Genomic DNA, 11,292 nt, shown 5'->3' with positions numbered 1-11,292 from the left:
AGATAAAACAGGATAAGGGCCTGGTAGCGAAAGATTTTTGGGTTATAGTGAGATAACAGACATTGGGACGTCTAGGTCTACAGGCCCTAGCATAAACAGGAGCAAGCCCATGGGCATTTTTCAACTCGCCGCCATCGCCATCATAGGCGCCTTCGCCTTCGCCGCCTTTAAGGAGCACAACCGGCGACAGGCCAGTGTAGACAACAGTGAAATTGATGCACTTAAGGCTGAGATAGATAAGCTAAAATCCCGCATCGCCACCCTGGAAAAGATAGTCACGGACAAGGCCTATCAGCTGGGTGACGAGATAGACAAGCTCTAACCAGGCTAGAGCAAGACTTAGTACCAATAAAAATGCCACCTAGGGTGGCATTTTTATTGGTACTAATCATGGCTCAACGCGTTATACGAAAAGCTCTTTGATGTTCTTCAGATCGCCCTTACCGTTGGCGATCTCCTCTGGCGACAGGCCAGAAACTTCGTGTGGGAACACCAACCAGTCTTCAGACTCATGGATGAAGTAATCTGGCTTCAAAGATACCGCGGTATTCTTCGGCTTGTAGTAAGGGCAGGCAATACGCACGTCGGTTGGCATGTTGAGGCGCATCAGCTCCGCCAGCTTCTCTTTCAGCGCGTGAATGCTGCGGCCAGAGTCGAACACATCGTCGACAATCAGCAGGCCGTCATCGGCGTTGGCGTTCTCGACGATATAGTGCAGGCCATGCACCTTGATCTGCTTGCTCTGCTTATCGGTGCCAATGCCATAGTAAGAGGAGGTACGTACGGCGATATGGTCCGTCTCGACCTTCTTGAAATCGAAGTATTCCTGGACCGCAATCCCTATCGGGGCACCGCCACGCCATATGCCGACAATAAACTGTGGTCTAAAACCGCTCTCATAAACTTGCGCCGCTAGGCGAAAAGAATCTTCCAGCAATTCCTGTGCGGTAATAAAGTGTTTCTCAGACATCAGGCCGTCCCCATCTTGTTCTATTTGGTCTTTGAGAGGGAGGAAGTTAATCCATCGATTAGGCTTCGCCCCAAATCCAGCGTAGCACAAGGGGCGCGTATTGAACTTCAACACGACGACAATCGACGCTGCGGGATTTGGAGCTGAATTTTATACTAAAAAATCCGCCCATGCAGAACTAAATAGCGAAACTTGGACGGGGGATGCATTTTTAAAAGTAAAAAGCCGCCTCGAGGGCGGCTTTATCGGCTTAAATTTGGCTTATGCCGCGGTGATCTTAAGCTCACCCGCCATGGTCATCGCCGCGTAGTGTTTGTCAGTCGCCTCGCTGAACTCGCTGTCGAGAATGGTATCGACAAAGTGCCAGTCGCTGCGCACCGCCTCAGAGGTGAAGGTCAGCACCATGAAACCGCGATCTCTCAAGTTGGTGTACTTGAGGCCATCGACCAGGTCGACGACGCCAGCCTCGGTCACGCTCTGCTGGTCGGCGGGAATGCCGAGGTAATACTCGAGTCCAGGAGAGGATACCGAGCTGGTCGCATACTCGACGCCCACCAGGTCCCCATGGCTGTCCTTAAGCTCGTTGGCCCAGGCGTTATGGGTATCACCGGCGATCACCACTAGGTTAGCGCCCTTCTGCTTGGCCGTTGCCAGGATCACCTCACGCTCATAGGCGTAGCCGTCCCAGGCATCCAGGTTGTAGGGGATAGAAGGCAGTTGCAGCAGCGCCATCACCTCAGGGGTCAGCTTGTACTGGTTGCCTATGAGGAAGCTGTATTCCTGTGGGGTCAGAGTCGGATCATTAGCCGCCGCACGGGCTGCCAGCTGCGCCAAGGCGCCTAGCTCGGCATATTCATAGACGGAGAGCTTCTGCATGGCGATCGCCGCAGGCAGCATCATGGTGCCCATCAAAATCTGTTGTCCCAGCACCTGCCACTTACCCGTAGCGCTCAGCAGGCTGGCCTGCAGCCACTGTAGCTGATCGGCCCCCAGCAGAGTACGCTCTGTGCTGGTGACATCCGCCATGAAGCGGGCACTGTCCATGGCACCTGTGGTGGCATCGACATAGTCGGCGTAGTCCAGCTGCTTGTCACGAGCCAGTACTCGGGTGTCTAACATATGCAGGTCGACCAGATCGCCGAAGCTGAATGAGCGATAAATTTCCTCGTGATTACCCTCGCGCCATGGACGGATAGGCAGCCATTCGAAATAGGCTTGCAGGGCGCCCATCTTACGGGCCTCGAAGTCACCCTCACCCTCGTTGTGGTTTTCGGCGCCGCCAGACCAAGTGTCGTTCGCCACCTCATGGTCATCCCATACGGTGATGAAAGGCACTTTGGCATGCAGGGTCTGTAGAGACTCGTCGCTGCGGTATTGACCGTAACGGGTGCGATAGTCTGACAGGGTAAAGAGTTCACCGGCAGGCAGTACTTCACGGCCAAGCTCGGCAGCATGTTCGCTGGCATAACCGCCGCGGCCATACTCATAGATGTAGTCACCCAGGTGCACCACGGCGTCCAGCCCTTCCTGCTGACCCGCCAGCTCATAGACGTTGAAGTAACCGGCTGGGAAGTTGGCGCAAGACATCACCGCCAGCTTGACCTGCTCGACGGCACCTTCTGGCAGCGTCTTGGTCATGCCGACACTTGAGACCTGCTCACCCGACATGAAGCGATAATAATAAGCGGTACCCGAATCCAGGCCGATGGCATCGACCTTCACTGTGTAATCGCGATCGGCGTTAGTGGTGGTCTCGCCGTTTGAGATCATCTGGGTAAAATTGGCGTCGGAAGCGATCTCCCAACCCACCTTGACATCACCGTCGGTGTCAGGGGTTACTCGAGTCCAGAGGATCACTGCGCTGTGGGTAGGGTCACCACTGGCGATACCGTGTAGAAATTGAACCTTAGGGGCGGTTTCTTGCTTATCGTCATCACTGCTTGAACAGCCCATCAGGCCATAGGAGACAACGGCGGCACCCACACCCTTGGCCGACATGGCCAGAAAATCCCTGCGAGAATAATTGGTTTTCATTGTTATTCCTTTATTTGAGCCGGTTATCCCTTGTGCCCTCGGTTCACACCATGTGAAGCTGAAAACGCGTACTGCGAAAGATAACTGACCTTGTTATTGTTATTCCTGGTAAGAGGTCTAATGACTCTAATTATCAATTAACAATATTGCAAAATTATTATGATCACGGCAACCGCTAGTTTCGACTAAGGGGCACAGCCGCGGCAGCAGAACATCTCGGCAGAGGCATGCTTATCGCCATGTCACAGCATTTTTCGCCAATCAGAGATCGCGACCACCGCTTGCCAGAGTGCATTTTTCAACCACGGCGTAAATAGCTGTTATGATGAAGGCATCCCCATAGTTGAAGGAGTCGACCATGAGAGTCAGCGATATCATGACCACAGACACTGTGTGCATCAGCGATCAGGCCACCACCAAGGATGCCCACCTCTTGATGAGTAGCCGCGGCGTGCGCCATCTGCCCGTCATCAGCGAAGTCGATGGCAGCCTAGTAGGCATACTGACGCACAAGAAGATGATCAGCACCGTGATGAGCATGCTGACCCATTACGGCAACGAAGGGCTAGATCGTCAGGAGCGGCGCACCTCGGTGGCCGAGATCATGGATAGGGAGTTTCAGAGGGTCACGCTGGACGAGCCTCTTGCGGTCGTGGTGGATTACTTCATCGACAACAAGCTGGGCTGCCTGCCTGTGGTCGACGACAATCACAAGGTGATCGGCATCCTGACCTCGTCGGACTTCGTTAAGCTGTGCGCCTCACTGCTAAAACAATGAGGCATCAGAACAGACAACCGCTCAAGCCGATACAGCCAGGCTAGACAAGCAGATAGGCGAACAGCGGCGCACCGATCACCATGGCGATACCGGTAAAGATCATAGTCAGGCTGGCTACCACACCCTCCTCTCGGCCATATTCGGCGGCCTTGGCCGCCCCTACCCCATGGGCGCTGGCGCCTAAGGCGGCACCCTTAGCCAGAGGGCTAGAGATCTTCGCCAGCCTGAACACAGGGCCACACAGCAACATGCCCAGCACACCCGTCATCAACACCAGCACGGCGGTGAGATCCGGCACGCCGCCAAACTCGCGGGTCGCCTCCAGGGCAAAGGGGGTCGAGACCGAACGCACCAGCAGGCTGTGGGACAGCTCGGGCGGCAGATAGATAACCCTAGTCAGCAGCCAGGAGGAGACCAAGCCCGCCAACAGGCCGGTGAGCACACCCAGACTCAGGGTCAGCGGATAACGGCGGATAAGATGACGCTCGCGGTAGATAGGCAGGGCGAAGGCGATGGTCGCCGGTGCCAGCAACAAACTGAGATAGTGGTTGTACTCAAAATAGGTGGGCAGCGGAATGGCAAACCCCACCACCAAGGCTAGCAAGAAGCCCGGCGTCAGCACCATGGGCGACAGCCACCAGTGACCGTAGCGGCGATAGAGACGCTTACTCAGGCCATAGCTGACCAGGGTCGCCAGCAAACAGCCAAGGCCAAGCAGCGACAGGTGCATGGAAGCCAACATATCAGACGCCCACCGCTTTGGCCGCGCCGGCCTGTCTGAGGCGGCGCTCATACTTGAAGACCCTGTCTATCACGAAGCCAGTGATCAGCAAGACGCTGACACTCCCCAACACTAGGGTGCAGAGCAGGCTGACACCATACTGCTCCAGCAGCGGCGCATAATGCATCGAGGCCACCACGGGCGGAATGAAGAAGAGCAACAGCTCGCCGAGCAGCCAGGCGGCGCCGCGGGCCACGAAACGCTCCGGCAGCCAATTTAGCGCCAGCAGGGCCAGAAGCGCCGCCAGACCAATCACACCGCTGGGTAGCGGCAATGCCAGGCGAGTCACCAACCATTGGGCGGCCAGGGCCAGTAGAGACAATAACCCCACCTGCAACAACAGCTGCAGCAAGTTTCTAAGTGGGGGGAGATAAGTTGCCATGAAAAACTCTGTCTAACGAGATGATATGGCGATCTTACGCTTGCCATTTAAATAAAAAAAATGAATATTATTTATAAAATGAATCACCAAAAGCTATTCAATGGATCTTAAGGCACTACACTACTTCGTCGAGATCGTCGCCTCGGGAGGCTTTAACCGCGCCGCCGAGCGGATCCATATCAGCCAGCCCGCCCTGTCCAAGTCTATCGCCCAGCTGGAGAGCGAGCTGGCATTGCCCCTGCTCACCCGGGGCAAACGCGGCACTAAGGTGCAGCTCACCCCCCATGGCGAGGTGGTCTACCGCCACGCCCTCAGGCTTTTGGAAGATAAGCAGGCGATGATGGAGGAGCTGGCACAGCTGAAGGGGCTCAATCGCGGCATACTAAAACTGGGGCTGGCGCCACTCGGCAGCGCCGAACTGTTTGCCCCCATCATAGCCAAGTATCGCCAGGCCTATCCAGAGATAGAGACCCAGCTGCTGGTCCGCGGCGGCGTCGAGCAGACCCAGGCCCTACAACAGGGGGAGATAGAACTCGCCACCGGCATTATCGATCTCAAGGACCGCTATGAGGGGATCGCCATCCATACCGAGCCTATGGTGGTGGTACTTCCCAGCGAGCATCCGCTAGCCAGGCGTTCGGAGATCCCCCTTGGCGAACTCGATGGCCAGGCGCAGATCCTGTTTGAATCGGAGTTTTCTCTGCATGAGATGGTGATCAATGCCTGCCAGCAGGCCGGTGTGAGCATCAAGAACCCCACCCAGGTGAACCAACCGGAATTTGGCATCGCCCTGGTGGCCGCCGGGATCGGCCTGATGCTGCTGCCTAAATTTATTGCCGAGCGCTATCGCCCCGACGCCGTTATCACCCGTCCCCTAACCCAGACAGATCTCAGCTGGCAAATGAGCCTGTTTTGGCGCAAAGATCTCAGCCTCTCCTTCGCCGCCCTGGCGATGATAGATCTGGTCAAGCGACATCAGGCGAGCGGCGAATAGCGTATCATTCTTCCAGCATAGGGCACTCGCTGGGAGCGATACGTTCGATCGCTATCTCCTCCAGCGGCACATCGGCGTACTCCCCCACCCGGGTGGTAGCGACTATGCCAATCTGATCCACCACCTCAATGCCAGACAGCACCCTGCCAAACACGGCATAGCCTTCGCTGCTGGCGCTATAATCCAGCTGCGGATTGTCTAAGGTGTTGATGAAAAACTGCGAGGTGGCCGAATCGCTCAGACGGGCGCGTGCCATGGCCAGGGTGCCCCTGAGGTTGCTAAAGCCCACGCTGGCCTCGTTTTTGATAGGCGCCTTACCGGGCTTAGGCACCATGCCAGAGGTGAATCCGCCCCCCTGGATGATGAAGTTGTGGATCACCCTGTGGATCAGGGTGCCATCGTAAAAGCCATCGTCGACATAGCCGATGAAGTTGGCGGCCGATTGCGGCGTATGGCGGCTATCGATGCCTAGCCCAACCTCCCCCAGACTCGTGGTCATAGTAAAGCAGGCATCTATGCTCATCTCGGGCACGGGGCCAGTCACCGGCGGATTGACTATCGCCCCATTGCTGCCCTCTTCACCGCCGCAGGCGGTTAAGCCCAAAAGCAGCAATATTCCCAGCGCCAACTTGCCTCTTATTTGCTTTTTCATCACAGTCCCCAACGCGTGTTACCTTAGGGGTGTTACGAGGCACTAAATTAGAAAACAATATAAGATACAAGTTGTTACTGATACATTATGCTACATCTGACCTTCAAATATCAGTTGCGTAGCCGCCCAATCAGCGACATCACAACAAGGGCCACCGCGCCCACCAAGACACCAAACAGGGCGTTGAGCAGACTCGGAGTCATCCAGGCCAAGACAGGCCCGACTATAGTAAGCCCAGCCACCCAATGGGCCGCCTGCTCGAACACCTCGGCAATCTGATGTATCCCATGGGTGAGAATACCGCCACCCACCATAAACATGGCGATGGTGCCCACCACAGTGAGGCCACGCATCAGGTAAGGCGCCGCATTCACCAGGCCGCCACCTAACTTACGCCCCAGACGGCGCAGCAGGCCATCCCCCTGACGCTGACTCAGATAGAGCCCGGCATCATCGAGCTTAACGATGCCCGCCACCAAGCCGTAGACACCGACTGTCATCAGCACGGCGATGATCGCCAGAGTCACCACCTGGGTCATGAAACTACTCTCGGCCACTACCCCAAGGGTGATGGCGATGATCTCCGCCGAGAGCACGAAATCGGTGCGGATCGCGCCGGCCACCTTCTGCTTCTCGAAGGCCTTGAGATCCTCGACCGCCTTAGCCATCTCGCTCTGACTCATGGCAGGCTCATGCTTGTGGGTCAGGGAGTGATATACCTTCTCGAACCCCTCATAGCAGAGAAACAGGCCACCGAACATCAACAGCGGCGTCACCGCCCAGGGGATAAAGGCACTGATCAGCAGCGCCGCCGGGACCAAGATACACTTGTTGCGCAGCGATCCCTTAGCCACCGCCCACACCACGGGCAGCTCACGGTCCGCATTCACCCCTGACACCTGCTGGGCGTTTAACGCCAGATCGTCCCCCAACACACCGGCCGTCTTGCGCGCCGCCACCTTACTCATCAGGGCGACATCATCCAATATTGCCGCGATATCATCCAACAGGGTTAACAGACTCGCGCCCGCCATGCTCTCTCCTTACTCTCTTCTATATCCTTTACCCACCGCCTTGGGCGTGAGGGCGCTCTCGCGAATTAAGCGCCAATCTTTAACGCTAACTGCAAGCTAAAGTACGCTTGTTGAGAGCTAAAGTACGCTTGTTGAGAGCTAAAGTACTCTGCCTCAATACATTTTTCCAGAGGGCGCCAGACAAAACCCCAGTCGCAGGCCCAAGTTGGGAGATTTCACACAAATTTCCCCTGGGATCTGGGTAATAAATTCTGCGCTAAAGCAACAAACTGCGTCATTTGACATACTCCAGAGGAGAACTAGAGGTATAATGACGACAAAATGCTTCGTTTATCCTTATAGGAACTCCTTATGACTCAAGATGAAATGAAAAAAGCCGCCGGATGGGCCGCGCTCGAGTATGTAGAGAAAGACAGTATTGTCGGCGTGGGTACCGGCTCGACCGTTAACCACTTTATCGATGCACTGGCCACCATGAAGGCCGATATCGAAGGCGCAGTGTCTAGCTCTGAGGCCTCGACCGAGAAGATGAAGGCGCTGGGGATCCCGGTATTCGACCTGAACTCTGTCGATCAGCTCTCTGTCTATGTCGATGGCGCCGACGAGATCAACGGCCACATGGACATGATCAAGGGTGGCGGAGCCGCGCTGACCCGCGAGAAGATTGTCGCCGCCGTGGCCGACAAGTTCGTCTGCATCGTGGATAACACTAAGGAAGTCGAGGTATTGGGCGAGTTCCCGCTGCCGGTAGAAGTGATTCCTATGGCACGTTCTTACGTGGCCCGCGAGCTGGTCAAATTAGGCGGTGACCCTGTCTACCGTGAGGGCGTAGTCACAGATAACGGCAACGTGATCCTGGATGTCTACAACATGAAGATCTTTAATCCCAAAGCACTTGAAGAGCAGATCAATCAGATCGTTGGTGTAGTCACCAATGGCCTGTTCGCCAACCGCGGCGCCGACGTCCTGCTGGTCGGCACCCCAGAAGGCGTGAAGACGGTTAAGCCATAGGCCGAATCAAAAGCCATTAAAAAAAGCCACTCATAGAGTGGCTTTTTGTTTTTCAGGCCCTAATGCGCTTCTTCGCGACTCTAGTAAGCCACGCTGATCCGCTGGCGGGCATAGTCATCTGAATCAATTAGATCCAGCATCGCCTTGGCGTAATCCGCGACCGAGATGCGGCTGCGTCCCTCCTCATCGGTGAAGAACCTGTCGCCGCCGATGCGATAGGCCCCTTCGCTGGCGCCGGGGTAGATCTCGGCCGCCGGGCTGACAAAGGTCCAGTTAAGCGGCGAATCGCTCTCTCTAAATACCTCGAGCGCCTCGCCCTGGGCTAAGGCCTCATCCCTGTATTCTGGCGGAAAACCTGGCGATTGCACCAGGGTCTGGCCCGGGGCCAGCTCGAGACTGCCGGCGCCGCCGACCCACAGCAGGCGCTTAACCTGAGTCTTGGGCAGCAGCTCGAGAAGCGCCTTGGCGCTCTGGGGCACCAATTGATGCTGGCCAGAGGCTCGTCCACCCACGGAGGCGATCACCAGATCGATCCCCTCGAATACCTGAGGGTCGATACCCTGCTCGAGATCGACGACTCGCGCCGTAACCTGACCGGCTAACTCACCGCTTAATTTAGCCGGGTCTCTCACCAGGGCGGTGACCGGCAATTGGCGGCTTAAGGCTTCCTGCATCAAGGTGCTGCCTATCCAACCCGTGGCGCCAATAATCGCTATATTCATCTTCTGTTCCTCACTATCTGACTAAATTGGCATCAGTTTACTTGGCCCACTAATAGTGATAAATAGCTTAGATAGAGCATCATTGTTTCAACCTGTGTTACTAATCTGGATTACAAAATAAGGTTACTAGAATGGATAAGATCAGCGCGATCCGTAGTTTCGTCGAGGTCGCCAGTTGCGGCAGCTTTACCCAGGCCGCCGAACAACTAGGCCTCAGCCGACTACAGGTCTCCCGCCATATTCAGGAGGTGGAACGTTGGCTGGGATTGCGCCTGCTGCATCGCACCACCCGCAGTGTCAGCCTGAGCGTGCAGGGCGAAGAGGCCTTCATCTATTGCCAGAAGATCCTCGATGAGGTCGCGGCGCTACAAAACCGCGCCCAGCGCCATAGGCAAGAGCTGGTCGGCAGCATACGTATCGCCTCCCCCATAGGCCTGGGTCAGGCGCTGCTGTTCGATGCGGTCGATGACTTCACCCGCGAGCATCCCGAGGTCAAGGTGCAGTTACTGCTGTCGGATGAGATGGTGCAGCTGGTCGATGAGCGGGTTGATATCGCCCTGCGTTACACCCAGCAGCCCGATGAGAGCCTGATCGCCCGTCGCCTGATGCATATAGACTCAGTGCTGTGTGCCTCACCTGACTATCTCGCTGGCCATGAGCCCATCACCAACCTCGACGATATCACGGCGCACAACTGCTTGCTGCACGCCAGCCAAACCCGCTGGTTGTTTGTCAAAGACAATCAAAACATCGAAAAAAAGGTCGGCGGTAACCTGCAGGCCAACGACATGGGCGTCCTCATCAAGGCGGCGCTGCGAGGCAAGGGCCTGATTCATTTACCCTGCGATCTCGCCAATACCCACCTGGCCTCTGGGGCGTTGGTCGAGCTGCTGCCTGAATATCACCTGCCGGGTAAGACGCTGTGGGCCGTCTACCTGTCGCGCAGCTATCAGCAACATCTGATTCGCCACTTCATCGATTTTCTCGCTGAGCGCTGGCAGCAAGATATCCTCAAGCAACCCGCACCGGCCCGATAGGTAGGATTTCGAAAGTGTAATGAAACCTGTGCAGATCTCGCGACGTGTCGCCCCTAGGTTTATCGCAAGATTTACCGCGAGGTTTACCGCCGAGTTACAGAGAGGGCAATGCTAGGTGTAGCGTTAGCCTTGCAGCGAGGCGCCGCGCCAAATCGCCCCCAAGGCTTTACAGATAAACCAATCAGGCTAAGATGCTCTATCCGGGCAAATGGGTTGCCCATTAAAAGCGCGTCACAAGGAGCCTGGCATGTTGGAATCACTCGTTTCGTTAATCGCCGCTACCGGATTACTCCTGGGCTCACCCGGCCCTGCGCCGCTGGCACTGGCCGCCACGGGCGCTACCTTTGGCATAAGACGCGGCGCCCCCTTCCTGGCGGGCATACTCCTGGGGCTTTCGGTAGCCATCATAGGCGCCAGCATTGGGCTCGCCGCCCTGTTTAGCCGCTTTCCCGACCTCAGGCTCACCTGTCAACTGCTCGGCGCCGCCTATATCGCCTTCATCGCCTATAAGATTGCCAGTGCCCCCTGCACCCAGTTAGATGACGCGCAGCAGGAACCGAGCTTCAAAGATGGCTTTATCCTCAACCTGCTCAATCCCAAGGCGTATGCTGCCTTCCTGGCCATCTTCTCCCAATTTTTACTGCCACTGGAGAACACGGCACTGGGCTATCTGGCCACAGGGATCTGCGCCTTGCTGGTCGCGACTCTGGTAGATAGCCTCTGGCTGATCTTCGGCGGCCTGCTACGCCCGCTATTTTCCAGGCCAAAGGCCGCGAGGGCGCTGCGCATCTTCTTCGCCGTCGCCATGCTAGTCGCGGTCGGTTATGCCTTGCTGGCCTAGGGAGCCGCTGACAAGCCGCGTTAAACGCCGTACACTTAAAACCACACAGATAAGAA

At 56.3% G+C, this 11,292-nt stretch carries 14 protein-coding genes; 7 read left to right on the top strand and 7 right to left on the bottom strand.

Going from position 1 to position 11,292, the window contains the following annotated elements; translation table 11 throughout:
• Positions 1-109 precede the first annotated feature (109 nt).
• Positions 110-322: a hypothetical protein gene (locus tag K0J45_RS04255; RefSeq protein ID WP_011864640.1), complete on the top strand. Its 213-nt coding sequence runs from the start codon at positions 110-112 to the stop codon at positions 320-322.
• Between the two features lie 81 nt (positions 323-403).
• Here K0J45_RS04255 and K0J45_RS04250 read toward each other — a convergent pair whose 3' ends face one another.
• Positions 404-970 carry a phosphoribosyltransferase gene (locus K0J45_RS04250; RefSeq protein WP_011864639.1) on the bottom strand — a complete coding sequence of 189 codons (567 nt, stop codon included), beginning with the start codon at positions 968-970 and terminating at the stop codon, positions 404-406.
• A 100-nt stretch (positions 971-1,070) separates the two neighbouring features.
• Between K0J45_RS04250 and K0J45_RS04245 the strand changes: the two genes are divergently transcribed.
• Positions 1,071-1,280: a hypothetical protein gene (locus tag K0J45_RS04245; RefSeq protein ID WP_220044390.1), complete on the top strand. Its 210-nt coding sequence runs from the start codon at positions 1,071-1,073 to the stop codon at positions 1,278-1,280.
• Here the strand turns inward: K0J45_RS04245 and K0J45_RS04240 are convergent.
• Positions 1,232-3,004, bottom strand: a complete 1,773-nt coding sequence (locus tag K0J45_RS04240) for an alkaline phosphatase D family protein (RefSeq protein WP_220044389.1) — start codon at positions 3,002-3,004, stop codon at positions 1,232-1,234. The genes K0J45_RS04245 and K0J45_RS04240 overlap by 49 nt on opposite strands.
• A gap of 358 nt (positions 3,005-3,362) precedes the next feature.
• Between K0J45_RS04240 and K0J45_RS04235 the strand changes: the two genes are divergently transcribed.
• Positions 3,363-3,782: a CBS domain-containing protein gene (locus tag K0J45_RS04235; protein WP_220044388.1), complete on the top strand. Its 420-nt coding sequence runs from the start codon at positions 3,363-3,365 to the stop codon at positions 3,780-3,782.
• Positions 3,783-3,822: 40 nt separating this feature from the next.
• On the opposite strand, the gene K0J45_RS04230 is transcribed toward K0J45_RS04235, so the two are convergent.
• Together K0J45_RS04230 and K0J45_RS04225 are read right to left on the bottom strand one after the other, a co-directional pair.
• Positions 3,823-4,512 (bottom strand): LrgB family protein, encoded by a 690-nt coding sequence (locus K0J45_RS04230; RefSeq protein WP_220045215.1) that lies wholly within the window; start codon positions 4,510-4,512, stop codon positions 3,823-3,825.
• Positions 4,513-4,525: 13 nt separating this feature from the next.
• Positions 4,526-4,945 carry a CidA/LrgA family protein gene (locus K0J45_RS04225; protein ID WP_011864635.1) on the bottom strand — a complete coding sequence of 140 codons (420 nt, stop codon included), beginning with the start codon at positions 4,943-4,945 and terminating at the stop codon, positions 4,526-4,528.
• Between the two features lie 100 nt (positions 4,946-5,045).
• On the opposite strand from K0J45_RS04225, the gene K0J45_RS04220 reads away from it, so the two are divergent.
• Entirely contained in the window at positions 5,046-5,939 is an 894-nt protein-coding gene (locus K0J45_RS04220) for a LysR substrate-binding domain-containing protein (protein WP_220044387.1), read from the top strand.
• 4 nt (positions 5,940-5,943) lie between these two features.
• Here the strand turns inward: K0J45_RS04220 and K0J45_RS04215 are convergent, their stop codons facing one another.
• Positions 5,944-6,591: a peptidylprolyl isomerase gene (locus tag K0J45_RS04215; protein ID WP_220044386.1), complete on the bottom strand. Its 648-nt coding sequence runs from the start codon at positions 6,589-6,591 to the stop codon at positions 5,944-5,946.
• A gap of 110 nt (positions 6,592-6,701) precedes the next feature.
• The gene (locus K0J45_RS04210; protein ID WP_220044385.1) at positions 6,702-7,625 is read right to left on the bottom strand and encodes a DUF808 domain-containing protein; all 924 of its coding nucleotides are present in this window, start codon (positions 7,623-7,625) and stop codon (positions 6,702-6,704) included.
• Positions 7,626-7,976: 351 nt separating this feature from the next.
• On the opposite strand from K0J45_RS04210, the gene rpiA reads away from it, so the two are divergent.
• Positions 7,977-8,636, top strand: a complete 660-nt coding sequence (rpiA, locus tag K0J45_RS04205; RefSeq protein ID WP_011864631.1) for a ribose-5-phosphate isomerase RpiA — start codon at positions 7,977-7,979, stop codon at positions 8,634-8,636.
• Positions 8,637-8,716: 80 nt separating this feature from the next.
• Here rpiA and K0J45_RS04200 read toward each other — a convergent pair whose 3' ends face one another.
• Positions 8,717-9,358, bottom strand: coding sequence for an NAD(P)-dependent oxidoreductase (locus K0J45_RS04200; RefSeq protein ID WP_220044384.1), 642 nt, complete (start codon positions 9,356-9,358; stop codon positions 8,717-8,719).
• Positions 9,359-9,489: 131 nt separating this feature from the next.
• On the opposite strand from K0J45_RS04200, the gene K0J45_RS04195 reads away from it, so the two are divergent.
• Together K0J45_RS04195 and K0J45_RS04190 are read left to right on the top strand one after the other, a co-directional pair.
• Positions 9,490-10,395 (top strand): LysR family transcriptional regulator, encoded by a 906-nt coding sequence (locus K0J45_RS04195; RefSeq protein WP_220044383.1) that lies wholly within the window; start codon positions 9,490-9,492, stop codon positions 10,393-10,395.
• Positions 10,396-10,642: 247 nt separating this feature from the next.
• The gene (locus K0J45_RS04190) at positions 10,643-11,236 is read left to right on the top strand and encodes a LysE family translocator (RefSeq protein ID WP_220044382.1); all 594 of its coding nucleotides are present in this window, start codon (positions 10,643-10,645) and stop codon (positions 11,234-11,236) included.
• Positions 11,237-11,292 lie beyond the last annotated feature (56 nt).

It is taken from the genome of Shewanella alkalitolerans, from assembly GCF_019457575.1.
GTDB classification, from domain to species: domain Bacteria; phylum Pseudomonadota; class Gammaproteobacteria; order Enterobacterales; family Shewanellaceae; genus Shewanella; species Shewanella loihica.
This window is presented reverse-complemented; position numbering and strand designations above follow the sequence as displayed.

What these genes read in the sequence shown, in the direction of transcription:
- K0J45_RS04235 (WP_220044388.1), top strand. Translation starts at nt 3,363, where the DNA reads ATGAGAGTCAGCGATATCATGACCACAGACACTGTGTGCATCAGCGAT.
- K0J45_RS04255 (WP_011864640.1), top strand. Translation starts at nt 110, where the DNA reads ATGGGCATTTTTCAACTCGCCGCCATCGCCATCATAGGCGCCTTCGCC.
- rpiA (WP_011864631.1), top strand. Translation starts at nt 7,977, where the DNA reads ATGACTCAAGATGAAATGAAAAAAGCCGCCGGATGGGCCGCGCTCGAG.
- K0J45_RS04215 (WP_220044386.1), bottom strand. Translation starts at nt 6,591, where the DNA reads ATGAAAAAGCAAATAAGAGGCAAGTTGGCGCTGGGAATATTGCTGCTT.
- K0J45_RS04250 (WP_011864639.1), bottom strand. Translation starts at nt 970, where the DNA reads ATGTCTGAGAAACACTTTATTACCGCACAGGAATTGCTGGAAGATTCT.
- K0J45_RS04220 (WP_220044387.1), top strand. Translation starts at nt 5,046, where the DNA reads ATGGATCTTAAGGCACTACACTACTTCGTCGAGATCGTCGCCTCGGGA.
- K0J45_RS04195 (WP_220044383.1), top strand. Translation starts at nt 9,490, where the DNA reads ATGGATAAGATCAGCGCGATCCGTAGTTTCGTCGAGGTCGCCAGTTGC.
- K0J45_RS04230 (WP_220045215.1), bottom strand. Translation starts at nt 4,512, where the DNA reads ATGCACCTGTCGCTGCTTGGCCTTGGCTGTTTGCTGGCGACCCTGGTC.
- K0J45_RS04210 (WP_220044385.1), bottom strand. Translation starts at nt 7,625, where the DNA reads ATGGCGGGCGCGAGTCTGTTAACCCTGTTGGATGATATCGCGGCAATA.
- K0J45_RS04225 (WP_011864635.1), bottom strand. Translation starts at nt 4,945, where the DNA reads ATGGCAACTTATCTCCCCCCACTTAGAAACTTGCTGCAGCTGTTGTTG.
- K0J45_RS04240 (WP_220044389.1), bottom strand. Translation starts at nt 3,004, where the DNA reads ATGAAAACCAATTATTCTCGCAGGGATTTTCTGGCCATGTCGGCCAAG.
- K0J45_RS04190 (WP_220044382.1), top strand. Translation starts at nt 10,643, where the DNA reads ATGTTGGAATCACTCGTTTCGTTAATCGCCGCTACCGGATTACTCCTG.
- K0J45_RS04200 (WP_220044384.1), bottom strand. Translation starts at nt 9,358, where the DNA reads ATGAATATAGCGATTATTGGCGCCACGGGTTGGATAGGCAGCACCTTG.